At 70.3% G+C, this 25,702-nt stretch carries 24 protein-coding genes; 5 read left to right on the forward strand and 19 right to left on the reverse strand.

Annotated features, from left to right (window positions below; all coding sequences use genetic code 11):
• Positions 1 to 36: 36 nt before the first annotated feature.
• The 4 genes from FNH05_RS01185 to FNH05_RS01200 are packed head-to-tail and all read right to left on the reverse strand — an operon-like array spanning position 37 to position 3,133.
• Positions 37 to 1,131, reverse strand: a complete 1,095-nt coding sequence (locus tag FNH05_RS01185; protein ID WP_186382309.1) for a hypothetical protein — start codon at positions 1,129 to 1,131, stop codon at positions 37 to 39.
• Complete coding sequence (locus tag FNH05_RS01190) at positions 1,115 to 1,333, reverse strand: Trm112 family protein (protein ID WP_144584974.1); 219 nt, start codon at positions 1,331 to 1,333, stop codon at positions 1,115 to 1,117. The genes FNH05_RS01185 and FNH05_RS01190 overlap by 17 nt, the downstream gene beginning before the upstream one ends.
• Positions 1,334 to 1,361: 28 nt before the next feature.
• On the reverse strand, positions 1,362 to 2,717 hold the full coding sequence (locus tag FNH05_RS01195; RefSeq protein ID WP_144584976.1) for a phosphomannomutase/phosphoglucomutase: 1,356 nt from the start codon (positions 2,715 to 2,717) through the stop codon (positions 1,362 to 1,364).
• Positions 2,718 to 2,776: 59 nt separating this feature from the next.
• Complete coding sequence (locus tag FNH05_RS01200; RefSeq protein ID WP_144584978.1) at positions 2,777 to 3,133, reverse strand: DUF3499 domain-containing protein; 357 nt, start codon at positions 3,131 to 3,133, stop codon at positions 2,777 to 2,779.
• 159 nt (positions 3,134 to 3,292) lie between these two features.
• On the opposite strand from FNH05_RS01200, the gene FNH05_RS01205 reads away from it, so the two are divergent.
• Positions 3,293 to 3,754 carry a metallopeptidase family protein gene (locus tag FNH05_RS01205; RefSeq protein WP_144584980.1) on the forward strand — a complete coding sequence of 154 codons (462 nt, stop codon included), beginning with the start codon at positions 3,293 to 3,295 and terminating at the stop codon, positions 3,752 to 3,754.
• Here the strand turns inward: FNH05_RS01205 and FNH05_RS01210 are convergent.
• On the reverse strand, positions 3,738 to 5,675 hold the full coding sequence (locus tag FNH05_RS01210) for a hypothetical protein (protein WP_144584982.1): 1,938 nt from the start codon (positions 5,673 to 5,675) through the stop codon (positions 3,738 to 3,740). The genes FNH05_RS01205 and FNH05_RS01210 overlap by 17 nt on opposite strands.
• Positions 5,676 to 5,788: 113 nt before the next feature.
• Positions 5,789 to 6,112, reverse strand: a complete 324-nt coding sequence (locus FNH05_RS01215; protein WP_144584984.1) for a WhiB family transcriptional regulator — start codon at positions 6,110 to 6,112, stop codon at positions 5,789 to 5,791.
• 209 nt (positions 6,113 to 6,321) lie between these two features.
• On the opposite strand from FNH05_RS01215, the gene FNH05_RS01220 reads away from it, so the two are divergent.
• Complete coding sequence (locus tag FNH05_RS01220; RefSeq protein WP_144584986.1) at positions 6,322 to 7,101, forward strand: site-2 protease family protein; 780 nt, start codon at positions 6,322 to 6,324, stop codon at positions 7,099 to 7,101.
• 17 nt (positions 7,102 to 7,118) lie between these two features.
• On the opposite strand, the gene FNH05_RS01225 is transcribed toward FNH05_RS01220, so the two are convergent.
• The 4 genes from FNH05_RS01225 to mshB form a co-directional block, all read right to left on the reverse strand.
• Positions 7,119 to 7,979 (reverse strand): ABC transporter permease, encoded by an 861-nt coding sequence (locus tag FNH05_RS01225; protein WP_144584988.1) that lies wholly within the window; start codon positions 7,977 to 7,979, stop codon positions 7,119 to 7,121.
• A gap of 132 nt (positions 7,980 to 8,111) precedes the next feature.
• Complete coding sequence (locus tag FNH05_RS01230) at positions 8,112 to 8,843, reverse strand: hypothetical protein (protein ID WP_144584990.1); 732 nt, start codon at positions 8,841 to 8,843, stop codon at positions 8,112 to 8,114.
• Positions 8,824 to 9,240, reverse strand: coding sequence for a hypothetical protein (locus FNH05_RS01235; RefSeq protein ID WP_144584992.1), 417 nt, complete (start codon positions 9,238 to 9,240; stop codon positions 8,824 to 8,826). Before FNH05_RS01235 ends, FNH05_RS01230 begins: the two co-directional genes overlap by 20 nt.
• A complete protein-coding gene (mshB, locus tag FNH05_RS01240) occupies positions 9,240 to 9,995 on the reverse strand; it encodes an N-acetyl-1-D-myo-inositol-2-amino-2-deoxy-alpha-D-glucopyranoside deacetylase (RefSeq protein ID WP_281287586.1) in 756 nt (251 codons plus the stop codon). Before mshB ends, FNH05_RS01235 begins: the two co-directional genes overlap by 1 nt.
• Positions 9,996 to 10,107: 112 nt before the next feature.
• On the opposite strand from mshB, the gene FNH05_RS01245 reads away from it, so the two are divergent.
• Positions 10,108 to 11,889, forward strand: a complete 1,782-nt coding sequence (locus FNH05_RS01245; RefSeq protein WP_144584994.1) for an ABC transporter ATP-binding protein — start codon at positions 10,108 to 10,110, stop codon at positions 11,887 to 11,889.
• A gap of 252 nt (positions 11,890 to 12,141) precedes the next feature.
• On the opposite strand, the gene FNH05_RS01250 is transcribed toward FNH05_RS01245, so the two are convergent.
• The 6 genes from FNH05_RS01250 to FNH05_RS01275 all read right to left on the reverse strand — a co-directional run bounded on the left by FNH05_RS01250 (position 12,142) and on the right by FNH05_RS01275 (position 20,657).
• Positions 12,142 to 13,071, reverse strand: coding sequence for an ABC transporter permease (locus FNH05_RS01250; protein WP_425458405.1), 930 nt, complete (start codon positions 13,069 to 13,071; stop codon positions 12,142 to 12,144).
• 1 nt (position 13,072) lies between these two features.
• The gene (locus FNH05_RS01255) at positions 13,073 to 14,089 is read right to left on the reverse strand and encodes an ABC transporter permease (protein ID WP_144584998.1); all 1,017 of its coding nucleotides are present in this window, start codon (positions 14,087 to 14,089) and stop codon (positions 13,073 to 13,075) included.
• Between the two features lie 166 nt (positions 14,090 to 14,255).
• The gene (locus FNH05_RS01260) at positions 14,256 to 16,076 is read right to left on the reverse strand and encodes an ABC transporter family substrate-binding protein (protein WP_144585000.1); all 1,821 of its coding nucleotides are present in this window, start codon (positions 16,074 to 16,076) and stop codon (positions 14,256 to 14,258) included.
• A 192-nt stretch (positions 16,077 to 16,268) separates the two neighbouring features.
• Positions 16,269 to 18,026 carry an ABC transporter family substrate-binding protein gene (locus tag FNH05_RS01265; protein WP_144585002.1) on the reverse strand — a complete coding sequence of 586 codons (1,758 nt, stop codon included), beginning with the start codon at positions 18,024 to 18,026 and terminating at the stop codon, positions 16,269 to 16,271.
• Positions 18,027 to 18,200: 174 nt separating this feature from the next.
• Complete coding sequence (typA, locus tag FNH05_RS01270; protein ID WP_144585004.1) at positions 18,201 to 20,105, reverse strand: translational GTPase TypA; 1,905 nt, start codon at positions 20,103 to 20,105, stop codon at positions 18,201 to 18,203.
• A 246-nt stretch (positions 20,106 to 20,351) separates the two neighbouring features.
• Entirely contained in the window at positions 20,352 to 20,657 is a 306-nt protein-coding gene (locus FNH05_RS01275) for a YciI family protein (protein WP_144585006.1), read from the reverse strand.
• A gap of 304 nt (positions 20,658 to 20,961) precedes the next feature.
• Here FNH05_RS01275 and trpS point away from each other — a divergent pair, with 304 nt between their 5' ends.
• Complete coding sequence (gene trpS, locus FNH05_RS01280; protein ID WP_144585008.1) at positions 20,962 to 21,933, forward strand: tryptophan--tRNA ligase; 972 nt, start codon at positions 20,962 to 20,964, stop codon at positions 21,931 to 21,933.
• Between the two features lie 4 nt (positions 21,934 to 21,937).
• Here trpS and FNH05_RS01285 read toward each other — a convergent pair whose 3' ends face one another.
• Genes FNH05_RS01285 through FNH05_RS01295 form a run of 3 tightly spaced genes read right to left on the reverse strand, consistent with a single transcriptional unit; the run spans position 21,938 to position 24,356 of the window.
• Entirely contained in the window at positions 21,938 to 22,333 is a 396-nt protein-coding gene (locus tag FNH05_RS01285; RefSeq protein WP_144585010.1) for a (deoxy)nucleoside triphosphate pyrophosphohydrolase, read from the reverse strand.
• A complete protein-coding gene (locus FNH05_RS01290) occupies positions 22,330 to 23,637 on the reverse strand; it encodes an ATP-binding protein (RefSeq protein ID WP_144585029.1) in 1,308 nt (435 codons plus the stop codon). The genes FNH05_RS01285 and FNH05_RS01290 overlap by 4 nt, the downstream gene beginning before the upstream one ends.
• A gap of 14 nt (positions 23,638 to 23,651) precedes the next feature.
• Positions 23,652 to 24,356 (reverse strand): response regulator transcription factor, encoded by a 705-nt coding sequence (locus FNH05_RS01295; RefSeq protein ID WP_186382310.1) that lies wholly within the window; start codon positions 24,354 to 24,356, stop codon positions 23,652 to 23,654.
• Between the two features lie 201 nt (positions 24,357 to 24,557).
• On the opposite strand from FNH05_RS01295, the gene FNH05_RS01300 reads away from it, so the two are divergent.
• The gene (locus FNH05_RS01300; RefSeq protein WP_144585012.1) at positions 24,558 to 25,631 is read left to right on the forward strand and encodes a LolA family protein; all 1,074 of its coding nucleotides are present in this window, start codon (positions 24,558 to 24,560) and stop codon (positions 25,629 to 25,631) included.
• The last annotated feature ends 71 nt before the right edge of the window (positions 25,632 to 25,702 follow it).

Here is a 25,702-nt window from a genome sequence, read left to right on the forward strand (position 1 = left end):
GGATGCGCCCGGGCCGGTTTCCTGGTCAGCCGGTCATTACGCGGTAGCTGGCGCGTAGTAGCCGGTTCCTCCCATACTTCCCGCCGCGAGCCCGAGGTAGACCGCGGCCAGCTCGAACCGTAGCGCGAGCACCCCGGCGCGAACAGGTTCATCGCCGGGAATCTCGTCGGCGGGGGCGATCACTCCCGCCCCGGGAAGCGTATGTGAGGCCTCGTACCGGACGGCGTCCGCGGTGGGGCCGGAGTGCACCGCCAGCAGCAGCACCCTCGGTTTCGGCCCGGCCGCTTCGAAGTCCGGATCGGCGAAGATGTCCTGCTCGGCGGTGCCCGCCATGGCCGCGCGGCGCAGTGCCGGCCGGGCCAGCGCCTGGCGGTAGCCGGCGGCGTCGCAGACCACGCCCGCATGCGCACCGAGCGCGTACGCGGCGTGCTCCGCCACCGCCACCGCGGCCTGGTCCAGCCCCCACAGCATCGGCACGCGGTCGGCCAGGCGCAGGGCCAGCGCCTTGGCGGGGTTGGCGAAGGAGTCACGGCCGAGGTGGCCGCGTTCGGCCTCGGCGTCGAGCTGGTCGGCCAACGCCCGCACGTCGGCCACCAGCAGGCCGAGGGCGTTCGCGGCGAGCAGGCCCGCGGCCAGGCCGCGGGAGAAGGTCAGCTCCGGCGGCACCGGTATGCGGGGTGCGAGCAGCAGGCCCTTCCCGGCGATCGAGGCGGCCACGGGCCCCTCCTGCGGACCGGACAGCACGACGGTCGCGCCGTAGCGCGAGGCCCGCTCGATCCCGGCCGCGAGCTCCCGGTCCCCCGGATCGTCGGTGTGCGCGAACACCACGTCCAGCGCCCCGATCCAGCTGGGCACCGCGTCGGTGATCACCACCGGCACCGGGCAGGACGGGGCCAGCAACGCGGCCAGCAACCTGGTCAGCGCGCGGCCGACCCCGGGCCGCACGATGAGGACCAGCGCGCGCGGCCGCCCCAGGTCCAGCCGGTCCGCCAGCTCGAGTTCGGCGGCGAGTTCCTGGGTCGACCGCACCTGGGCGCCCGCCATCGCGGCGGCCCGGAGCAGGCCCGCGCGATCGGCCTCCGCCAGCCTCGCGGGGTCGTCGAGCAGGGTGTCGTCAAGCACCATCGGCATCGGCGTCATGCTCGTGGGGTTCGGTCGCCTCGTCCAGCAGCAGCACGGGGATCCCGTCCCGCACCGGGTAGCTCCGGCCGCACGAGGTGCAGGTCAGCGCGTCGGCCTCGGGGTCGGCCGGGGTGCCGGGCCGCAGCGGGGCGTGATCCGGTGACGGGCAGGCCAGGATCTCCAGCAACTGGGCGTCGAGCGTCAAAGCCATGAATTCTCCTTACCACGCTGGTCCTGGCTCAACCACGAACGATCGCGAGCACTTCGTCGGTGAGCGCACGGACCTCGTCCGGGGTCGGGGCCTCGACGTTGAGCCGGAGCAGCGGCTCGGTGTTGGACGGGCGCAGGTTGAACCACGACCCGTCCGGCAACTGCACGGTGAGCCCGTCGAGTTCGTCGATGGTCACGCCCGGACGGCCGCCGAACGCTTCCCTGACCGCCCGCTGGCGGCCGAGCTGGTCGGACACCGTCGAGTTGACCTCGCCGGAGGCGGCGTACCGCCGGAACTCGGCGGTGAGCGCCGACAGCGGTCCGTCCTGCTCGCCGAGCGCGGCCAGCACGTGCAGGGCGGCCAGCATGCCGGTGTCGGCACGCCAGAAGTCGCGGAAGTAGTAGTGGGCCGAGTGCTCGCCACCGAAGATCGCGCCGGTGCGAGCCATCTCCTGCTTGATGAACGAGTGCCCGACGCGGGTGCGCACCGGCTTGCCGCCGCGCTCGGTGACGATCTCGGGCACGGCCTTCGAGGTGATCAGGTTGTGGATGATCGTCGCGCCCGGCTCCTTGGCCAGCTCGCGGGTGGCGACCAGCGCGGTGATCGCGCTCGGGGAAACCGGCTCGCCGTTCTCGTCGACCACGAAGCAGCGGTCGGCGTCGCCGTCGAAGGCCAGGCCCGCGTCGGCGCCCACCTCGACCACCTTCGCCTGCAGGTCCACCAGGTTCTTCGGGTCGAGCGGATTGGCCTCGTGGTTGGGGAAGCTGCCGTCCAGCTCGAAGTACATCGGCACCAGGTCGATCGGCAGCCCGGCGAACACGGTGGGCACGGTGTGCCCGCCCATGCCGTTGCCCGCGTCGACCACGATCTTCAACGGCCGGATGTCCGACAGGTCCACGAGGTCTCGCAGGTAGGCCGCATAGTCGGCGAGCACGTCACGCCGCGTCACGGTGCCCGGCCGCCCGCCGAAGGCGGGCACGCCCTCCTCGACGGTCGAGCGGATTTCGCGCAGCCCGGACTCCTGCCCGACCGGGGCCGCCCCGGCCCGGCACAGCTTGATGCCGTTGTACTTGGCCGGGTTGTGGCTTGCGGTGAACATCGCGCCGGGGAGATTGAGCGAACCGGAGGCGAAGTACAGCTGGTCGGTGCTGGCCAGGCCGATGGAGATGACGTCGAGCCCCTGGGAGGTGACCCCCTCGGCGAAGGCTTCCGCCAGCTCCGGGGAGGACTCGCGCATGTCGTGCCCGATCACCACCGTGGACGAATCGGCCTTGATCAAGAGCGCGAAGGCGGCACCGAAGTCGCGAACGAGGGCCGCGTCCAGCTGCTCACCGACCACCCCGCGGATGTCATAGGCCTTCACGATGCCCGACAGGTCTGACACGTGCCTTCTCCCCGACTTTCCTCGACGGCTGCGGATGCCGGAAAGCCTACCGGGGGAAGTCAGGGGATCGGATCCGGCAGCACGCGGAGATGACCACGGCGGCCGGAGGGGCCGTCCGGCTCGGGCGGGGGCGGTGAACGGTCCGGGCGCCCGGCTTCGCGCACCGCTTCGGCGAGCGCGGTGAGCTCGTCGTCGGAGCGGTCCGGGGCGGCGAAGGAGCCTTCGTGCCGGACGACCTCCCAGCCCTTGGGGGCGGTCAGCCGGAGCGCGTGCTCCTCGCACAGGTCATAGGAATGCGGCTCGGACGCCGTCGCGAGGGGACCGACCACCGCGGTCGAATCGCTGTAGGCGTAGGTCAGCGTGGCGACTGCAGGCTGCAGACAGCCCGTCCGCGAACACTTTCGTACGCTCGACACGAACAGGGACGATAGCGCCTCCGTCCGGCAACGTGGTGAAGGCGCACCGAGTCGGGTGAACGTGACTCGGGTTCGCGGCTCGTGGACGGCGCCGGCGTAACCGGCTGCCGGGCCGCGGGGTGGGTGGACCGGCGGCCCCGGCAGCGTAATCTTCCCCTTGTGTCTACCGCTCGCAGTTCCCGACAACAGCGGCGCATCCGCCGCGACCGCCACGGGCGTGGGCTGCGCGGACCGCTCTACCCGGCATCGCTGCCCGCCGCGTCGAGCCGGGCGGAGAAGTTCGACCAGCTGGTGCTGGACGCGCTCGAACCGATCGAGGCGCGCTGGCGCGACCAGCTGACCAAGCTCGACGTCGCGGTGGACGACGTGCCCGACGTGCGGGGCCACGCGGTGCAGGCCGAAGGGGTGCTGAACGACGGTTCGGTACCGCTGTCCCGGCTGGTCCCGGCCGGGGTCGACCGCACCGGCCTGCCCACCCGGGCCAGGATCGTGCTGTACCGGCGCCCGCTGGAGGCCCGCGCCAAGGACCCGGCCGAACTCGCCGACCTCGTCCACGACGTGCTGGTCGAACAGGTCGCCGGCTATCTCGGCGTGGAGCCCGACATCATCGAGGGCGAGTAGAGGCGGGTACCGCGGTCAGCGCCGCGAACAGCAACGCCGCGACCTCGATCAGCAGCAGCACCTCGCGCAGGGTGGCCGGGCGCGTGATGCTGACCTCCGAGGGCGAGGCGGGCACCGCCACCGCCACCTGGTGCCCCCAGGCCGGCACGAGCGGTGCGGCCTTGCCGTCCACGGTGGCGCGCCAGCCCGGCTCCAGTTCCGCGGCCAGGACCAGCAGCCTGCCGTCCCCTCCGTCGGAGACCCGCACGTGCACGTCCGGCAGCCCGGCGTCGACCGGGGTGACCCCCTGGGTCGCCGAGGGCGCCGAGGACGAGACGGACTGTTTGGCCACGCCGGGCGGGACGAGCACGACCTGACCCGCCGGGGGCAGCAGCCGCAGCACGGCCCGCCCGTCGGCGGTGGGTTCCGCCGCGACCGCGAGCTCCGGGGCGAGCGCCACCACGGGGGATGCGCTCTGCCCCTCGGGCAGCACCACGAACAGCACCCCGGACGCGGCGGCCGCCGACAGCGCCGCCGGGGTGACACCGGGCGAAGGCTGCCGCAGCACCGCCTTCCAGCTCTGCAGCCTGGCGGGAGTGGCCGCGGTCAGCGCGAACTGGTCGTCGCCGAACCGCGGCAGCCGACCGGCGGTCTGCCGGGCGGGCTCGGTGGCCGCCCCTACGGCGAGCACCGAGCGCCCGGTCCGGGCCAGTTCGTCCGCCTGGGCGTCCACGAGGCTGTCCCGCCCCTTGTGCAGGGGGCCGCCACGGCCCGAGACGACCGCGGCGACTCCGAGCGCGAGCAGCACCGCGACCGCCGCGGCCCGGGCGAGCACGGGCAGTGACAGCCGTGACACGGGCGCGGGGGCCTGCTCCTGCAGGGCCCGCAGCACGATCCACAGCAGCCCGGCACCGATCACGAGCAGGGGGACGCCGGTGAACCCGGTGGCGGCCGTTCCGCCCTCCAACGGGGTCACCGGGACCAGCAGCACCACACCGAGCCCGGCAACGCCGAGCACGACCACACTCAGCCCACCGCTCCACAGCGCCCGCGGCCGGAGCGCGACCGCGAGCACCGTGGCGAGCAGCACGGCGAGTCCGGAGGGCCAGCCACCCGGGCCGCCGGGATCGAGGCCGATCAGCCCGGCCGAGGCCGGGGCGGTGGCCGGGCCGCCCGGCCCGTGCAACACCAGGGCCGGGGCGTTGACCACCACGGCGGGCCACGGGATGAGCAACACGAGCGGCAGCAGGACCGCGATGCCGACCGAGGCGACCCGCTTGCGCAGCCCGCCCACCGGCGGCAGCGCCACGAACCCGGCGAGCAGGCCGAGGATCGCCAGCCCCTGTGCCAGCGGGGAGAAGGCGCCCAGCAGCGCGATGCCGACCGCGACCCAGGAGGAGGTGTGGAGCCACCGCCTGCCCGGGTCGGCGAGCAGGCCCGCGATGCCGGAGATCACCAGGGGCAGCAGGATGTGCACCGCGACCACGTCGAGCCTGCCCTGGGCCACCGAAGCGGTCGCCGCGGGCAGCAGGGCGTAGGCCGCCGCGACCGCCGCCCTTGTCCACCGCGACAGCGGCAGGCGGCGGGTGGCGGCGTACGCCGACAGCCCGGCCAACGGTGCGTCACCGAGCAACAGGAACGCGACCAGTGCGGGCGGCCCGCCCAGTGGCACGAAAATCGCGCCGAGAATTCCGAGCACGGCCAGTGAGGTCGGGGCGGCACTCGCAGTGCCTCCTCCGACCGGATGCCAGCCGTCGAGATAGCTTCGCCACAACTCGCCGAGCGCGCCGACCGGCAGCAGTTGCCCGCCCGAGAGATCCAGTCCGAGCCTGCTCCCGTTGACGGCCAGCCCAATTCCGGCGAGCACGACGAAAAGGCTTACCGGAGGCCCGAAAGCGGTGAAGACGGACGGACCGGCCGGTGCCTCTTCGTTGTCTGGCAAGACATCTCCCGTCAGCGCTGTCGCGGCCTCGTATTCACGAGGTCGCTGGAGCCTAACGGAACGGACGGTACCGACGGTACCCCTGCCATCGCCGCCTTGCGGACAGAACTCCGCTATACGGCGCGCTTTTTGAGCTTGCGACGCTCCCGTTCGGACAGTCCTCCCCAGATGCCGAAGCGTTCGTCGTGCGCCAGGGCGTACTCGAGGCACTCGCCCTTCACTTCACAACCCTGGCAGATCCGCTTCGCCTCGCGGGTCGAACCGCCCTTCTCCGGGAAGAACGCCTCCGGATCGGTCTGCGCGCACAGCGCGCGGTCCTGCCATTCCGGTGGCTCGGCGGGATCGAAAAGCTCGGCGAACTCGCCCAGTTCACTACCCGGGCTCGTTCCCCAATCCACGACCTGCCCCCATTCCCTTCCATCTGCTTCCAACCGCACTTCCGCCTCCTCTGCTTCCACGCACTCCCCAGGCTGGCGGTGTTGAAGCCCCATCCGACGCCCCCTTGCCGCGTCGAATGACAGCAATGTGATTACACCTGTGTCATGCGGCCAGGTCAAGCGGAGTACCGAGTTCGGGGGACCCCTGCGCCGCTCGCGCAAGGGGACACGCCGACCTGGCCCGGAGGCGGATAGGACAAACTGGGGGCGTGCAAAGATCAGCGGTCCGCCCCAGCCCCGTCTTCTACGGCATCCTCGCACTCACCGTACTCGGCGGTGCACTCGCCGCGTTCGGCGATGTGTACTCGCTCGCGACCACGCACCGCGACCCGAGGCTGGTGGCCGGGATCTTCATCCTGGTCGCCGCGGGCTGGGCGCTCTCGCTCACTCTCCACGAGTTCGGCCACGCCTTCCTCGCGTACAAGGGCGGCGATCACTCGGTGGTCCAGAAGGGCTACCTGAACATGGACGTCCGCCACTACACGGATCCCGTGCTGTCCCTCGTGCTGCCGCTGATCTTCCTGGCCATCGGGGGCATCCCGCTGCCGGGCGGGGCGGTGTGGATCAACCGGTGGGCGCTGCGGTCCCGGTCGAGTGCCACGTGGGTCTCCCTCGCCGGGCCGCTCAGCAACCTGGCCTTCGGCCTCGTGCTCACCCTCTCCGTCGCGAACATCACGATGCCCGAGGGCCTCGCCGCCGGTCTGTCCTACCTCGCGTTCCTGCAGATCCTGGCGTTCGTGCTCAACATCCTCCCCGTCCCCGGGCTCGACGGGTTCGGCGCGATCGAGCCCTACCTGTCACCGCAGATCCGCGAGACGGCCGCGAAGATCCGGCCATGGGCACCGCTGGCCCTGTTCGCGCTGCTGTTCGCCCTGGACCCGCTCCAGTCCGCCTTCGCCGAGGCTTCGCGCTGGGTGTTCGACTCCCTGGGCGGTTCGGAGAGGGCCGCTTACATCGGCAGCTACGCCTTCAGGTTCTGGCAGCACTGAGCCGAGAGGCACTACACCTAGATCCAGTAGGAGACTCGGGCGCGGTAGCGGCGGAGCAACAACAGTGCGGTCGCCCAGGCGGCCGCGGTCAGTACGCCGACGACCGGCCAACTCCACCAGTCGAGTCGTTGCCCGATCAACGGCTGGCGCACGACCTGCACGAAATGGAAAAGCGGGTTGAGTTCGACCATCCACACCTTGCCGGGGGCGTTCTGGGCCAGCACGTCCAGCGGCCAGGTGATCGGGATCGTGACGAACAGCAACTGGACCAAGGCCGCGACCACCTGAGGCGCGTCGCGAAACCGGGTGGCGACGATGCCCAAGGCGAGCGACGCCGCGATTCCCGCGGCGGCCAGCACGAGGAAACCGGGAATCGCCAAGAGCGTGTTCCAGCCGAGGCCCGGATGGCAGACGATTGTTCCGTCGGCGGGGCAGGGCAGGCCGGTCATGGTGTAACCGGGTCGATGGAGTGCGCCGAAGAACAGAACCAGCAGGATCACATAGACGATCAGGTTGTGCGCCAGGCTCAGCGTGTTCCGCCACACGGTCCGGAGGACGTAGACCGTCAGCGGGGCGGAGGTTTGTTTGATGAGTTCGTCACTGGCGACGAAGCTGTCCATCCCCTCGATCAGGCAGCCGCTGATGAAGGACCAGACGATCAACCCGGTTCCGATGTAGGGAACGAAGGTGGATACCGGGTCGTGCCAGAGCAAGCTGAACAGGAGACCGAGGCTGACCGTGGTCAGCCCCATCGTCGCCGTCATCCACAACGGTCCCAGCAAGGAACGCCGGTACCGGCTCTTGAGGTCGTGCCACCCGAGGTGTCCCCACAACCGCCAGGCGGCGAAGCCGGTACGAAGATCCCCTCCGGCGCGCATCCAACCCCGAGGTTCTCCGTGCCCGGTCAGGGCTTGCGGTCCAGCCAGGTTTGATCGCTGCACACGGCAAAGCTACCGGCGGATTCCCCGGAAGTCCGGTGGAAGACGAGAACCGCGGTCCACCCCGCGCACTCACGCGTCCGGCCGGGTGTGGATGTCCCGCAGGAAACCGTCGGCCCGCTGGGCGACGCGCTTGAGCGCGGAGCGCTCGGCCAGGTAGTCGCCCGCCATGCCGACCACCGGGAGCATCCCGACCGCGCGATGGTAGAAGCGTCCTCGCGGGCGTTTCTCCAGTTCGTCGCCGATCCCGCGCAGCGCGCGGCCCATCCGCCACAGCGCACCGGCGCACGCCTTCAGCGTGATCTTGCGGTCGCCCTTCCCGGCTTCGCCGAAGTCCTCGCCGGTGAGCTTCGCCGTCTGCGCCTCTTCGCTGTCTCCCGGCGGGTCGGCGATGCCCTCGCCACGGGCCAGTGCCGGGTCGATCCGCCGCTCGAACAGGACCCACGCGATCAGCCGGACCCGGTCGCCGACGTCGTCCACCCCATGCTCGCCCGCGATGGCGCACAGCAGCAGCCCCTGCGCCGCCGCGCCCACCGCGTCCTGCACCGGCAGGCGGTCGGCGAGTGCGCCGCCGAGCCCCGGGATCGCGGTGACCAGTGCGGTCAGCCTCCCCACGCGGTTGATCCACCAGTCGGCGCGCTCGGCAGGACCCATCGCCGCCCAGGCGGCGCTGCCCGGCACCCGCATCCCGGCCAGTTCCTCCAGCCTGCCCGGTGTCCGCATCGCTTCCAGCACCGGGCGCGCGGCGCGCACGAACGGCCGCAGCGCCTTGACGACGTGCTCGTCAGTGATCGGTTCGCTCACCGGATCTCCTTCCCGGCACGGCCAGTGCGCCCCCGAGTGCCATCGCCGACGGCAGTGCGCCTCCCGCGATCAGCAGCAGCGCCCGCCAGTCCTGGATCAGCACCAGGTCGCCACCGGGGCCGAACAGGCCCAGCACCAGCACCGTCAGCACCCACGCCACCAGCGGCGCGAACGCCGCGCGGGGATGCACCAGCCGCGCGGTCCACCGGACCAGCAGCGGCGTGGTGACCGCGGCCACCAGCGCGGTCAACGGCAACGGAATGGAACCCAGCTTCGGCAGCAGTGTTCCGTCAAGGCGCAGCGGCAGGAAGAACAGTTCCAGAATGGCCAGCAACACCGTGTCGAGCAGCAGCACCACCAGCAGACCACGCCGCGCCGCGGGGCTCCCCTCGGTCATCACAGGCCTCCGAACAGGTCCGTTTCGGCGCCCTCGGCCGGCCCGTGCACCAGGGTGTAGTACTCGGCTTCGCCGATCGGCTGCGCCACTCCATTGGACAGGGCGAACCGCGGCGGATCCACCGTGACCTGGGTCTCGTGCGCGCGCAGCGCGGCGATCTTCGCGCCGAGCGTGGCGCGGATGTCGATCTCGGTGGTGATCTCGGTCTCCGGTGCCTCCGGCGGCAGCACCGCACCGCCACCCGCGGCGATGTGGAAGACCCGGCGCACCGACTGGGCGCCCGTGACGGCCGCCATCGTCACGTCGTGGGCGCGGATGTGGTCCGGGTGGCCGTAGCCACCGAAGGAGTTGTACGTCACCACCACCTGCGGCCCGAACTCGTCGACGATCTCGCGCAACTGCCGGGCCTGTTCCCCCAGGGGGCCGGCGGAAAACGCCCTCGCGTGGTCCGCCGACGGGGTGCCCGCCATCCCGGAATCCCGCCACCGGCCGATCCCGCCGAGAAAACGCTGCGCGGTCACACCGAGTGCCCGGCAGGCCACGGTCAGCTCGCCGGCCCGGTAACCGCCGAGCTGGTCACCCGCCCACGCGCCGAGTTCCGCCAGCCCGGGCGGGATGATCTCGCCTTCCTCGCCGAGGGTGCAGGTCACCAGAACCACCTCGGCCCCTTCGGCGGAATAGCGCGCCATGGTGCCGCCCGTGGTGATGCTCTCGTCATCGGGATGGGCGTGGACCAGCAACAACCGTCGGATCACGAAGAGAGATTAATTGCCCTGCCCACACCATCGTCACCCTGACCTCGGATATCCTCGCCGGAAGTCCCACTGAACACGTGGCGACGCCCGTTTCCCCCACGAAGGGCCACTGGTGAGCACTGAAGCGACGACGGCTGGACTGACCGGCTCGGGATCCGTACTGTCCATTTCCGACCTCAAGATCTCCTTCCCCACCGACGACGGCATCGTCGAGGCGGTCAAGGGCATCGGGTTCGAGGTGAATCCCGGCGAGATCGTCGCCGTCGTCGGCGAGTCCGGCTCTGGCAAGTCCGTGACCTCCATGTCGGTGCTCGGCCTGCTGCCCAAGACGAGCGAGATCTCCGGCGACCTCCGCCTGGAGGACCGCGAGCTGGTCGGGCTCAAGGACAAGGAGATGCGGAAGGTCCGCGGCAACGACATCGCGATGATCTTCCAGGAGCCGATGACCGCGCTGAACCCGGTCTACACCATCGGCTGGCAGCTCCGTGAATCGCTGCGCGCGCACCAGGACATCTCGAAGGAAGCCGCCGACAAGCGGGCGGTCGAACTCCTCGACATGGTGGGCATTCCCAACCCGGAGGAACGGTTCAAGCAGTACCCGCACCAGCTTTCCGGTGGCCTGCGGCAGCGCGTGGTCATCGCCATGGCGATCGCCTGCGACCCCAAGGTGATCATCGCCGACGAGCCGACCACCGCGCTCGACGTGACCGTGCAGGCGGAGATCCTCGGCCTGCTGCGCAAGCTGCGCGACACCCTCAACACCGCGATCGTGCTGATCACCCACGACATGGGCGTGGTCGCCGACCTCGCGGACCGGGTCGTGGTGATGTACCAGGGCGAGATCGTCGAGCAGGCGCCGGTGCGCGAGCTGTTCGCCTCGCCGAAGGAGGACTACACGCGGCGGCTGCTGGCCGCGGTGCCGGTGCTGGGCCAGCGCCCGCCGGGCCGCCGGCTGGTGGTGGAGGACAGCCCGCTCGAGGTGAGCGAGGAGGAAGCGGCGAAGATCGCCGAGGAGATCCGCCTCACCGACGCCGAACTGGCGGCCCAGATCAAGACCGACGCACCCGCGCTGGAGATCAAGGACCTGGTCCTGGAGTACCCCGGCAAGCGCGGCCAGGCCCGCAACCGGGCCGTCGACGGGGTGTCCCTGCACATCGACAAGGGCGAGATCCTCGGCCTGGTCGGGGAATCCGGCTCCGGCAAGTCCACCGTCGGCCGCTGTGCGATCCGGCTGCTCAAGCCCACCGAGGGCACCGTTTCGGTGGCGGGCCGCGACATCACCTCGCTGTCCACAAAGGAACTGCGGCCGCTGCGCCGGTACTTCTCCATCGTGTTCCAGGACCCGGCGTCCACCCTGGACCCGAAGATGACCATCGGTGAGTCGATCGCCGAGCCGATGGTGCTGCACAAGATGTTCTCCGGCAAGTCGCTCAACGACCGCGTCGCCTCGCTACTGGACAAGGTCGAGCTTTCGGGCCACTACCGCAACCGGTACCCGCACGAGCTTTCCGGTGGGCAGCGGCAGCGGGTCGCGATCGCCCGCGCCCTCTCCCTCGACCCGCAGCTGCTCATCGCGGACGAGCCGACCTCGGCGCTGGACGTGTCGGTGCAGGCCCGTGTGCTGGACCTGTTCCTCGGGCTGCAGCAGACCCTCGGTTTCGCGTGCCTGTTCATCAGCCACGACCTGGCCGTGGTGGACCTGCTCGCCGACCGCGTCGCGGTGATGCAGCGCGGGAAGCTGATCGAGGTCGGCACCCGTGAGCAGGTGCTGCACTCGCCGCAGGAGGAGTACACCAAGCGCCTGCTGTCCGCGGCCCCCGTCGCCGACCCGGTGCTGCAGGCCGAACGGCGGGCCGCCTGGGAGGCAGGCAAGCTCGCCCCCGTCGCGGACTGACCCACCACCCGCCGCTCCCACGGGGCCGTGAGGGACACCCCCTCACGGCCCTGTTTTTGTTTGCCTGGGCTCGGGGCTGGTGCTGTGAGGGGCCCCGCATAGTCGGGTCCGTCACCCCGGTCGAGGCTGCCGTGAAGGGTCCCTTCACAGTCGATTTGGCCGTGAAGGGACCCTTCACGGCCATGCGGCCCAAGCGCAGAAAAGTGCCCCCGCCTCGGGACGAGGCGGGGGCACCGGGTGCTGCGGGGTGGGTCAGGCCTTCATCCGGCGCTGACGCGGGTCGAAGGCGTCACGCAGGCCGTCACCGATGAAGTTGATCGACAGCGAGATCAGCACCAGCACGACGAACGGGCCGAAGAACAGCCACGGCCGGTTCTGCACCTGGGCGTAGTTCTCCAGGATGATGCGGCCCAGCGAGGTGTCCGGCGGCTGCACGCCCAGACCGATGAACGACAGCGCGGCCTCGACCAGCACCGCCTGCGCCACCGCGAGCGTCGCGTTCACCGTGATGCTGCCGACCATGTTGGGCACGAGGTGCCGGAAGATGATCCGGCCCGTGCCCGCGCCCGCCGCCCGCGCCGCCTCGACGAACTCGCGCTGCGAGAGCGCCAGCGCCTCGGCGCGGGTGATGCGGGCGATCGGCATCCAGGCGAACAGGGCCAGCACGATGGCGACCACGTACCAGTTGCCGTGCCCGAACACCTTCGCCAGGATCGCGGCGGCCGCGATCTGCGGGATGATCAGGAACAGGTCGGTCAGCCGCGACAGCGCCGAATCGGCGAAACCGCGCAGGTACCCGGCCACCGAGCCGAAGAACACCCCGATGAAGGTGGCCACGACCGAAACCACGATCGCGATCAGCATCGAGAACTGGGTGCCGCGCAGGATCTGCGACACCATGTCCTTGCCGACCTGGGTGGTGCCCAGCGGGAATTCCGCACTCGGCGGTGCGAAGGACGGGAAGCTCGCATCCTCGTACTTGTGCGTCCAGAACATCGGCATGATCACCGCGATCAGGACGATCAGCAGCAGCACCACGGTGCTGATCATGGCGAGCTTGTGCCGCAGGAACTTCCGCAGCACCAGCTTGCCCTGGCTGACCGGTTCGGGCAGCGCTTCCGGGGGCAGGATGCCTTCGCGTTCGGCGGTCGAAGCCGCCTCGCTGGCAACCAGGGAATTGATGTCAGCCAACGCGAATCCTCGGGTCCATGATGCCGTAGAGCAGGTCAGCGATCAGGTTCGCGGCCACCACCATCACGGCGACCACGACCAGCCAGCCCATCAGGGTGTTGGGGTCGTTGTGGGCCACCGCCTGCACCAGCAGCGTGCCCATGCCGTGCCAGTTGAACACGGTCTCGGTGATGATCGCGCCGGTGAGCACCTGGCCGAAGTTCACCGAGAACAACGTGGCCACCGGGATCAGCGCGTTGCGGAACGCGTGGCGGAAGATCACCCGCGAGGAGGAGAGCCCCTTCGCGCGGGCGGTGCGCACGTAGTCCATGTTCAGCGTCTCGAGCATCGAGGCGCGCTGGAAACGGCTGTAGGCGGCGAAGCTGATCGCCATGATGGACAACGTCGGCAGCAGGTAGGCCCCGCTGTACTTGGCGACGAAATCGCCGAAACCGGTGGAGGTCAGGTTCTCCGGGCTCGTCGTGCGCAACCACGGGTTGCCCAGCCAGTCGGTCAGGCCGAGATCACGCACCCAGCCGTTGATCTCGATCGCGTAGGTCTTGAGGATCACCGCGACGCAGAAGATCGGCATGGAGAACAGGAAGAACGCCAGCGTGGTCGCCAGGTAGTCGAGGATCGAGTACTGCTTGACCGCGGCCAGCACCCCGACCGCCACACCCACGACCAGCGCCAGGAGCTCGGCTCCCACCACCAGTTTCACGGTGACGTCGAAGGCACCCATGACCTTCGGGAACACCGGCTGCATGGCGTTGCCCTGGGCGACCGAGACACCCCAGTCACCGGTCAGGAAGTTGCCGAGCCAGTGGAAGTAACGCGGAATGAGCGGCAGATCCAGACCGAGTTGCTTTTCGGTCTGCGCGACCGCCAAGGGGTCGATGTTGGGCCGGCCTCTCAGCTCGGCCAGCGGGTCCCCTGCGGCGGCCACCATCAGGTAGACCAGGAAGGTCCCGACGAACAGGACTGGGATCGAAATCGCCAGCCTGCGGAAGATGTAGATAACCAGGTTCAACGAGCATGCTCCTCATCCGGGCCTGGCCGGAAGTATGCAGCCGTGCCCCGGTGTCCACCGTAGTGGGGGTCGCCCAACGGTCGACAGCTACTTCCGGAGGAAATCCGGAGGCCGGATTCGTGACCGGCCTCCGGATCCCACCAGGTGATTCAGTCAGTGCCGAAGATCAACCGCGCTTCGCCCACTCACCGGCGTTCCACAGCGCACCGTTGTACGACTGCATGTACACCTTGTCGATGCCCTGGAAGGCCCACATCGACGGGAGCGAGAACAGCGGCAGCGAGGCGTAGTCGTCGGCGAGCGCCGCGTCGGCTTCCTGGTAGTGCTTGATCGCGGTCGCCTCGTCGGTGGCCACCACGGCCTGCGCGAAAGCCTGGTCGACCTTCGGGTCGCTCAGGTTCTGCCAGTTCTGGTTGCCCGCACCGGTCGCCTTGTTGGCGGTCTCGTAGAGCGGCTGCGACTGCGACTTGAACGGAGCCTGCGACCAAGCGAACAGCGCGATGTCCCAGTTACCCGTGCTGACGCGGCCACCGCTGAGGAAGGTCGGGTCGTTGTCGTTCTTGACCTCGATACCCGCGGCCTTGGCCTGCGAGATGACCAGCTCGACGGTCTGGTCACGACGCGGGTTGTTGTTGTGCGAGATCGTGACCGAGAACCGCTTGCCGTTCTTCTGGTAGATGCCGTCCGAACCCAGGGTCCAGCCGTCGGCCTCGAGGGTCTTCTTCGCCTCGGCGGCACCCAGGCCGGCCTTGGAGCCGTACAGGTCCTGGTAGCCGTTGTCGTTGGCCTGGAAGATCAGGCTGCCCATCGGCTTGACGTCGGACTGGACTTCCTTGAGGAGCTTGTCCGCGATCTCCTGGCGGTTGATCGCCTGGAAGAACGCCTTGCGCGCGGGCAGGTCCTTCAGGATGTCGTTCTTGTAGTTCATGTCCAGGTGCTCGTAGGTGAGCTGCGGCGCGGAGCCGTAGATCACGCCCTGAGAAGCCAGGCCCTTCATCGTGGTCGCCGCGGTGGCGTCCGGCTGGGTCGAGGCCGCGACCTGGATTTCACCGTTCTGCAGCGCGGTGGCCATCGCCTTGGTGTCGGAGAACGACCGGACGACGATCTTCTTCGGGCCGCCCTTGGCGCCGATCCAGTTCGGGTTCTTCTCCAGGGTGACCGCACCCTGGTTCTGGTCGAACGCGGTGATCATGTACGGGCCGGACGCCGGCATGAGCTCCTTCTTGAAGCCCTTCCACTGGTTCGTCCAGAAGTCGCCGGCCTTCTTCAGGATGGCCGGGTCAGTGGTCGGCGTGACCTTCGTGATGTCCGGGATACCGGTCTGCTGCTCGAGGATGTGCGCCGGAAGCAGCTGGGCGCTGTCGAACAGGCCCTTGTAGTCCACGTACGGCTGCGAGTAGGTGGTGACGAAGGTCTGGTCATCCACGCACTTCGCGTCGTTGATGAGGCTGTAGCCGGTGGTGGAGGCGGCGTTGAAGTCCTTGACCTTGCCGCTGCCGGACAGCCAGCCCAGGTAGAAGTCCTTGCAGTTCCACGCGGCACCGTCGGACCACTTGACGCCCGGCTTGATCTTGTAGGTGACGGTGTACGGGCTCGTGGAGGTCACGTTCCAGGAGTCCAGCACGTCGTTGTTCAGCAGGACCTTGTTGTTGCCGTCCAGCACGTCGGAACCGGCGAGGACCGAGGTGATGACGTAGTAGTTGTACGACGTGTTGGTGTCCGGCGTCTGGTTGTTGTACGCCGAGTAAGCGTCGTCGATGCCGACGGTCACCGGGCCGTCCCAGGCCGGCGCGTCACCGAGCTTGAAGGTGCCCGCGCTGGCGTTTTCCGCCTTGCCGACCGCCATGCTCTTGACATCGTTGCTCGAACCGTTCTGGTCCGTACCGCTGTTGGTGCCGTTGCTGCCGCTGCCTCCACCGCAGGCGCTCAGCGCGAGCGCTGCAACCGCGGCCATGGTGACGGCCGAGGCTGCCTTCAGTCTCCTCATTTACGTGTGCCCTCCTAGCACTGGGCCAAAGCCCACACCACTCCGGCGTTGGGCCGGAGCTTATGTCACACCAGACGCACCGTTCCGGCGCACTGCCGGAGAACGCTAGAAAGGGCGGGCACGCGCAGTCACGACCCTTGGAAGGATTGTGACCAAAGGGTGACTTCCAGCTAACGTGTGGACATACGTTGGTTACTTCCCGCCACGTGTCCAGTTTACGGCTGACCCAAATGGCCCAACCATCGCGGGTCCCGGCGTCAGACCGGAGATGCCGGAGCCGACCGCCAGGGTGTCGGCCGCCTGGAACAGCGGCAGCACGACATGGGTGGCCCACAGCTTCGGTTCCAACTCGGAAAGCGCTTCGGGCAACGGTTTCGTCCCGGCGAGGGCCGCGTCGATGGCAGGCTGCAGGGAGGTGTCGCAGAACGCCGCGGGATTGGCCGGAACCACCGGCGTGGTCGACGAGGTGCCGTCCTGCTGGCCGGAACGGCAACCGAACGTCGAGGCGAGCACCGTCGCCGGATCACCGTTGACGGGCATCGGGATCACCGCGATGTCGACCCCGACGTTTCCCGACCCGTCCGGCACGTTCTGCCCGGATCTGGTCACCGGCATGGCCAGCTGGCCCGAATACAGATCCCTCGGCGCCGGATTGATCGTGCTGACCTGGACACCCTGCGCGACGAGCTCGGCGGCCAGTTCCTTGGCGATGGTGGCGTAGGGCTCCTGCTGTCCGGGTGCGGCGATCACGAGGGAAAGCGCCTTGCCGTCCTTGCGCCAGGTTCCCGCGTCCTTGGTGTAACCCGCGGCCTTCAGCAACCGCTCCGCCTCGCCGGGGTTGGCCGAGGCGATGCTGGGGGGAATGGTCACCGCGTAGCCCTGCGCCGAGGGCGGCAGCACCTGGGCGTCCGCACGGAGCCCGGCCGACGGCCCGCCCGCCGTGCCCTTGTCGATCAGCTTGTTCCGGTCGATCAGCGCCGCCACCCCGGCGCGCACGCCGTCGTTGGTCAGCGGGCCGCCCGCAGGCCGCAGCAGGACCTGCGCGACGCGCGGGCCCGGCACCGTGTGCAAGGTGACGAGGTCGCCGAGGTCCTGCAGCAACTTCAGTCCCGTCGAATCCATGCGGGACATCACGAACTGGTCGTTGCCGCTGTGCAACGCGGCCGCCAGGCCCGGCTTGTCGGCGCGACGCAGCACGAGTTGGTCCACCGCGGCGGGCTTGTCCCAGTACCGCTCGTTGCGTTCGAGGATGATCTCGCCGCGCGCGGTGTCGAGCTGTTTGATGGAGAACGGGCCGCCGTAGGCCGGGAAACCGCTCTGCAGTGCCCCTTGCCAGCCGCCCGGCGCGTCCTTCAGCAAGTGCTGCGGCAACAGGTCCGAGAACAACGTCTGCCAGCCCCGGTAGGGCTTGCTGAACACCACCTGGACCCGCTTGCCGCCCTCGCCCGGCTGGATCTGCGAGATCAGCCGGTACCCGGCGGGCTCCGCCACCCCGGTCTGGTTGCGCATCGCGTCGGCGAGATAGGCGAAGTCCTCGACCGCGATCGGCGCGCCGTCCGACCAGGACGCGTCCTGGCGGATCTCGTAGGTCACCGTGAACGGATCCTGCGAGGTCACTTCCGCCGAACGCATCAGCGTGGTGTCCAGCTTGTACTGCCCGTCGTCGGACTGCCGGAACACCGACGGCAGCAGCAGCTGCGCCAGCGTCGTGGTGATGGTGGACTGGTCGGCGAGGTTGTGCGGGTTGTAACCGCCCGCGATGTCGTCCACGCCGATCACGATCTGCGACGGGGTGATCGCGGTGGGCGTGGTGGCGGACTGGGCCACCGGCGAGGTGACCACCGGCGGCGGCGGGGTGGAGGTGCAGGCGGCGAGCACGGCCACGAGCACCAGGATCAGTGCCGCCGCTTTGCCTGTCCGCACGCTGCCTCCCCTGGCGCTCCAGCCCATGATGCCGTCGGCCGATCGGCGGTACCGAGAGTGCCAGACCGGCCGTGACGGTCCCGCACCGCCTCGGGTACCGCCGTCAGGTGGACGTATCCGGACCATGCCCGGTTCCGTACGAAAACGAAGCCGGGGGCCGCACTTCCCGTGAAAGTGCGACCCCCGGCGTCCGGGCGTGCGTCAGCTGTTCTGGTCGCGGCTCTTGGCGCGCGAGCGCTCCTTCGCACGGGTGGCGATGTCGAGCGTCACCTTGCGCACGCGGACCACGTCCGGCGCCACCTCGACGCATTCGTCGGCGGAGCAGAACTCCAGCGCCTCCTCCAGGCCGAGCTTGCGCGGGCGGGCCAGGCGCTCCAGCTCGTCACCGGTGGAGGAGCGCATGTTGGTGAGCTTCTTCTCCTTGGTGATGTTGATGTCGAGGTCCTCGGCGCGCGGGTTCTCCCCGACCACCATGCCCTCGTACACCTCGGCGCCCGGCTCCACGAAGAAGGTACCGCGGTCGGCCAGCTGGATCATCGCGTAGGCGGTGATCGGACCCGGGCGGTCGGCGACCAGCGAGCCGCTGTGCCGGGTGCGGATCTCGCCCGCCCACGGGAAGTAGCCCTCGAACACGTGGTTCGCGATGCCGGTACCACGGGTCTCGGTGAGGAAGTCGGTGCGGAAGCCGATCAGGCCGCGCGCGGGCAGCACGTATTCGAGCCGGATCCGGCCGGTGCCGTTGCCGCCCATGTGCTCCATCCGGCCCTTGCGGGCGGCCATCAGCTGCGTGATGCCGCCGAGGTGCTCCTCGGGCGCGTCGATGGTCAGCCGCTCGAACGGCTCGTGCAGCTTGCCGTCGATGGTCTTGGTGACCACCTGCGGCTTGCCGACGGTCAGCTCGAAGCCCTCCCGCCGCATCTGCTCCACCAGGATGGCCAGCGCCAGCTCGCCACGGCCCTGCACCTCCCAGGTGTCGGGACGCTCGGTGGGCAGCACGCGGATGCTGACGTTACCGATCAGCTCGGCGTCCAGGCGGGCCTTCACCAGGCGGGCGGTGACCTTGTCGCCGCCGTTGCGGCCCGCCAGCGGCGAGGTGTTGACACCGATGGTCATCGAGATCGCCGGCTCGTCCACGGTGATCCGCGGCAGCGCCTCGGGGTTCTCCAGGTCGGCCAGGGTGTCACCGATGGTGATGTCCGGGATGCCCGCGATGGCGACCAGCTCGCCCGCCGAGGCCTCCTGGGCGGGGATGCGCTCGAGGGCCTCGGTGACCAGCAGCTCCGAGATGCGGACCGACTGCGTGGAGCCGTCCTCCCGCAGCCAGGCCACGGTCTGGCCCTTGCGGAGCTTGCCGGAGTGGATGCGGATGAGCGCGATCCGGCCGAGGAAGTTCGAGGCGTCGAGGTTGGTCACCAGCGCGCGCAGCGGGCCGTCGACGTCGGCCTTGGGCGGCGGCACGTGCCGCAGCAGGGTCTCGAACAGCGGGTCGAGGTTCTCGCTGTCGGGCAGGGCGCCGTCGGCGGGCTGCTCCAGGCTCGCCCGGCCCGCGCGCGCCGAGGCGTACACCACCGGCAGGTCGAGCACCGCGTCGAGATCGGCGTCCTCGATGTCGCCCGCGAGGTCCAGCAGGAGGTCGTGGGTCTCCTCCACGACCTCGGAGATGCGCGCGTCCGGCCGGTCGACCTTGTTCACCACGAGCACCACCGGCAGGCCGGCCTCGAGGGTCTTGCGCAGCACGAAGCGCGTCTGCGGCAGCGGGCCTTCGCTCGCGTCGACCAGCAGGACCACGCCGTCGACCATGGACAGGCCGCGTTCGACCTCACCGCCGAAGTCGGCGTGACCCGGGGTGTCGATCACGTTGATGACGACCGGACCGTCGTCGGTCTGGCGCCGGATGGCCGTGTTCTTGGCGAGGATGGTGATGCCCTTTTCGCGCTCGAGCTCGCCGGAGTCCATCACCCGGTCCACCACCTCGGCCCGTTCGGCGAAGGCGCCGGACTGGCGGAGCATGGCGTCGACCAGGGTGGTCTTACCGTGGTCCACGTGTGCCACGATGGCGACGTTGCGGAGATCCGTGCGGATCTTCTCGGCGGTTGCTGCGGGCACGCGAGGGCTCCTGAACACTCAAAAGGCAAAAGGGAAGACCGCGGGCCGACTCTGGCCATGGGCGGTCCAGCCCAGGATACCCGCCGACTCCCTGTGACCAGTGCCACGTGCGGCCGCGCGCCCTGTGCCTTTGCCGCGAGGAGGGGGCCGCAGGTGGCCGTGAAGGGTCCCTTCACGGTCGATATGACTGTGAAGGGACCCTTCACGGCAGCCCTTCGGCCAGGGTCGGCGCGGGCCGACCCGGCCTCAGCTGGTGTGGGCGATCGCCTCGTTGAGCAGCCGCAGCTCCGGCGCGGTCCTCGTCGCCGAGAACTCGATCACCTCGTAGGTCGCCAGATGGTGCAGGGCGAAGGGATCGGAGGCCAGCACGGCGTCCAGCTTGGCCCGGTCCATCGGCCGCGTGATGATCACGCCGCCCGTGCGGGGGTTCCGGCGGCCCGCGGTGAGGAATTCGCCGCTGGCGAAGTGCTTTTCCAGCCACTTCGCGTGGTCGGGAAGGTGGTAGTCGACTTCTACCAGCGGGGCGGTGTAGGTGAGCAAGACGACGTACATACCTCGACGGTAACCCCGCCGTGCCGAGCCGACAGCGGTTCACGGACACGTTCGCCCGCGCGTTCACCGCAATGGCCGTGCGCTTCCCGGGCGAACCACCCTTTTCGCCCGACCGCTTTCCGCCTCGCCACCGCGCACGCTAGGCTGGCCGCATGCACAGCTACCCCGGTCTGTGGTGGCCGCCCCAACGGCGGTCCCGGAAGGCTGTGCGCTGACACACCGAAACCCCCAGGCCGCCCGATGGGCGGCCTTTGTTGTGTCACAAGGCTCCCGGAGGGCGACCGCGATCCCAAGGGAGCAGTTCATGACCTCCATCCGGTTGTCCGGCATCACCCCGTCCGGTCACGCCCAGCTCGGCAACTACCTCGGGGCGATCTCCCGCTGGGTTACCGACGGTGGTCCCGAGGATCTGTACTTCATCTCCGATCTGCACGCGATGACCACCACGCACAACCCGGCGGGGCTGCGCTCCCGCGCCACCGAGATGCTGGCCGTGCTGGTGGCCGCGGGGATCCCGCCGGAGCACGTGTTCGTCCAGTCCGATCTGGCCCGCGAACTCGGCGCGCTCACCTGGATCCTGGAATGCACGTGCAGCTACGGCGAGGCGGCCCGGATGATCCAGTTCAAGGAGAAGGCGGCCGGGCAGGCCGGGGTGCGGCTGAGCCTGCTCACCTATCCGGTGCTGATGGCCGCCGACATCTTGCTGCAGGGCGCCTCGGAGGTGCCGGTCGGTGAGGACCAGAGCCAGCACGTGGAGCTGGCACGGGTGCTGGCGCGGCGCTTCAACAGCACCTACGGCGAGGTGTTCACCGTGCCTCGCGCGGTGCTGCCGATCACCGGCGCGCGGGTGCGCGACCTGGCCGATCCGAGCCGCAAGATGTCGAAGTCGAACCGCGACGCGGTGGGGGTGGTGTTCGTCCTCGACGAGCCGGACCTGATCCGCCGCAAGATCCGCCGCGCGGTCACCGACACGCAGTCGACCCCCGCGTACGAGCCCGAGGAGCGTCCCGGCGTGTCGAACCTGCTGGAGATCCTCGCCGCCTGCACCGGCACGACCCCGCAGGAAGCGGCCGGGCAGCACGCGAGCTACGGCGCGCTGAAGGAGGCGACCGCGGACGCGGTGATCGAGACGCTGCGCCCGGTCCGGGAGCGGACCAGGGAACTGCTGACCGATCCGGCCGAACTGGAGCGGATCCGCAAGGCGGGGGCGAGCCGCGCCGCCCAGCGCGGCGAGCACCGGCTGCAGTCGGCGCTGCGGCTGATCGGCGCCGCCTGAGCGGTCAGGCGGCGAGCAGGGACCGCAGGTGCGGGAGCAGTTCGAGGTCGGCGGGCAGCCAGCGGACCCGGTCGAGCGCGTCCGGCCTGATCCAGCGTAAACCCTTGTGTTCCAAGGGTTTCGGCTCCGCCGCGGGATCGGCGAGTTCGGCGGCGTACACCCTGAGCACGAGGTTGGCCCGCAGGGGCACGTCCACCCCGACCCGGTCCCCGACGAGCACCTCGACGCCGAGTTCCTCCACGCATTCGCGGCGCAGCGCCTCGGGCTCGGTCTCCCCGGTCTCGACCCGCCCGCCGGGCAGTTCCCACAGGCCGGCCACGTCGGGCGGGTAGGCGCGCTGCTGTGCGAGCAGGGCGCCGCCCCGCACGATGGCCGCCCCGACGATCACACGCGCGCTCATGAGACGGAGACGTTACCGGCCCGCCGCCAGGTCACCTGGAAGCGGGCACCACCCTCGGGCGACTCGCCCACCGTGACCCGGCCACCGCGCCGCCGCACCGTCTCGGCCACCATCGCCAGGCCCAGCCCGGTGCCTCCGGAGGCCCGCGACCGGTCGTGTTCGACCCGGTAGAACCGGTCGAACACGCGGTCGCGGTGCTCCGGGGGGATACCGGGCCCGTCGTCGTCCACCACGACCCGCACGGTCGAACGCCCGGCCAGCACCGAGACCACGATCTGCGACTGCGCGTACCGGCAGGCGTTGCGGAGCAGGTTGTTCAACACCAGCTCGACCTCGGCGTGCGCGGCGTGCGCCCAGGCCGAGCCGACCACACCGCCGACCCTCGCCGCGGGCGAACCCGGGGGCAGCCGGTGCACCGCGGCGCGGGCCTCCGTCACCAGCTCGACGGGTTCCGCGGGCGGCAGCTCCCCGGCGTCCGAGCGCGCCAGCGCGAGCAGGCCGTCCAGCAGCGCGGACAGCCGTTCGGCCTCGGCGAGGATGTCGGCGAGGGTCTCCTGTGAGAGTTCCGGATCGGGATTGGCGACGGCGACCTCGGCCTGCACCCGGATCGAGGCCACCGGCGAGCGCAGTTCGTGCGCGGCGTCGCCGGTGAACCGCCGCAACCGGGCGCTGGCCTCGGCCTGGCGTGCGAGCAGCGCGTTGAACTCCTCGGCGAGCGCCCGCAGCTCGTCGTTCGCCTCCGGCACAGGCAGCCGTTCCCCCTGAGGCAGGGCACGCACGGACCGGCGCATCCGGGCCACCGGACGCAGCGCGAGGCGCACCACCAGCCAGGTCGCGGCGGCGGCGAACACCGCGCCGACCAACGCCGCGGCCAGCAGCCAGTGCGATCCCTCGCGGACCGAGGCGCCGAGACCGGCCAGGCCGGTGCCCGCGACCACCAGGCGGGGTGTGCCGTCGGGCGTCGGCACCATCACCCCGAGCCAGCGCAGCGTGACCGGCTGCCCCGTGCTCACCGGTTCCCCCGCCTTCAGCGCGCGCAGGGCGGACGGGTCGAGCCGGGACACCGGGGCGCCCCCGTCCACCGGTCTGCCCGCGGTGTCGAGCACTCGCAGCGTGATCCCGTCGGCCTCGGCGGGCGGCCGCCCCGCGCCGACCGCGTCGGCGGCCGGGACGAGCGCGGCGCGCAACTCGTCGTCCACGGTCTGCAGCCGCAGCGGCCCGAGCCCGCGCCCGGCCACCACGGCCAGTCCGAGCAGGACGATCAGGGTGACCACGGCCGCGGGCACGGTGATCCGCAGCCACATCGGCCAGCGGGTCCTCACCGGGACAGAACCTCGTCGAGCTGGGTGTCCGAGGCGAGGTAACCGTGTCCGCGCACGGTGCGGACCAGCGCACCCGCGCCCACCGCTTCCAGTTTCCGGCGTACGTAGCCGATGTAGACCTCCACCACGTTGCGGGTGGCGGCCTGCTCGTCGCCCCACACGGCGCGCAGCAGTTCGTCCTTGGTCACGACGGTGCCCGCGCGGCCCACCAGCACCTCCAGCAGCCCGAACTCGCGGGGGCTGAGCGCGACCGGGGCGTCGTGCCAGCGCACCTCACGGGTGGCGCGGTCGACCACCAGCCCGCCGACGCGCACCGGACCACGCAGGCTTTCGCTCGCCGCGCGACGCAGCACCGCCCGCACCTGCGCCACCAGCACCACGAACGAGAAGGGCTTCACCAGGTACCCGTCGGCCCCGAGGTCGAGCCCGTCGGCCTGGTCGATCTCGCCGTCCTTCGCCGAAATGAGCAGCACCGGTGTGCCGATCCCCTCCGCGCGCAGCTGCTGCAGCACGCGGTAGCCGGACAGGCCGGGCAGCATGATGTCCAGCAGCACCACGTCGAACGATCCGGTCTGGGCCAGCCGCAGCCCGCCGGGGCCGTCCGCCGCCGTGACCACGTCCATCCCCTCCGACCGCAGCCCTCGGTCCAGCGCCTTGCGCACACCCGGCTCGTCGTCCACCACCAGCACCCGAGGCTTCACGGCGTCCAGCCTGCCCCGCCCGCCCCGGCCAAGTCGAATCCCCGGCCGTCCGTCTCCGCCTGCGCAGGGCCGTCACCTGCGCCGGAAACGAACCTGATCTCAGGGCTTTCTCAGCATCTCAGTCCGATCTCAGGTCGCATGCGGGAGCGTCTTCGGCGGGGACAGAGCACACTGGTGCTCGCCGGAAACAGGGAGAGATCGATGCAACCGAAGACGAAGGCCCTCACCGCCGCCGTCACCGGCTCGGCGCTCGGCATCGCCGGGCTGGCCTGGCTGGCGATGCCCGCCACCGCGGACCCGGCGCCCCGGCTGCCCGCGGTCAGCGCCGAGGACCTGGTGCAGTCGGTGCTCAGCACCCGGACGCCCGCGCTCGACGGCACCGTGAAGGTCGACAACAACCTGGGCCTGCCGATGTCCACGCTGCCCGGGGGGACCAGCCTGAACATCGACGCCGCCCGCGTCTACAACGACGGCAACGGCAACGACAAGCTGTCGCTGGAGCAGGGCAACTCGGACACCACGGTGGTCCGCAATGGCGACACGGTCTGGCTGTACACCTCGAAGGACAACACCGCGACCAGGATCACCGTGCCGCCGGAGGCCCTGCGGCACCCCGAGGCGGGGAAAGCGGCACCGAACGTCCCGAGCGATCCGGCGGCCATCGCCACCCAGCTGCTGGCGCAGGTCCGCGAAAGCAGCACGGTCACCGTGGACGGCACCGCCCGGGTCGCGGGGCGGGCCGCCTACGAGCTGGTGCTGACCCCGAAGCCGTCGGAACGCACCCTGCTGCGGGAGGTCCGCATCGCGGTGGACGCCGAAAAGCGGGTTCCGCTGCGGCTGTCGGTGCTGGCCTACGGGACCGCGAACCCGGCGCTGGAGGTCGGCTTCAGCGACATCGAGTTCGCCGCGCAGCCGGCGAGCGAGTTCCAGTTCACCCCGCCGCAGGGGGCCAAGGTCGTCGAGCAGACGCCGCAGTCGCCGGAGCGGGACAAGGCCATCGAAGACTTCAAGCTGGTCGGCGACGGCTGGGACACCGTGATCACCGGCAAGTTCCGGGCGGATGCGCTCACGCCGCAGCAGGGCAAGGGCCACGGGGGCAGGCAGGCCGACCCCAAGGCGCTGCTCGACCGGCTCGGCAAGCCGGTCACCGGGGCGTTCGGCTCGGGCCACGTGATCGGCACGAACGTCGGCACCGCCCTGATCACCGACGACGGCCGCTTCGCCGCGGGCGCCGTGCCGGAGCAGGTCCTGATCGACGCGCTGGGTGCGAAGTGAGCACCTCGTACGACGTGCGGAACGGGGCGGGCGTCTCGAACGGGACGCCCGCCCCCGCCGGGGCATTGGCG

It is taken from the genome of Amycolatopsis rhizosphaerae (assembly GCF_007713715.1).
GTDB classification, from domain to species: Bacteria; Actinomycetota; Actinomycetes; order Mycobacteriales; family Pseudonocardiaceae; genus Amycolatopsis_E; species Amycolatopsis_E rhizosphaerae.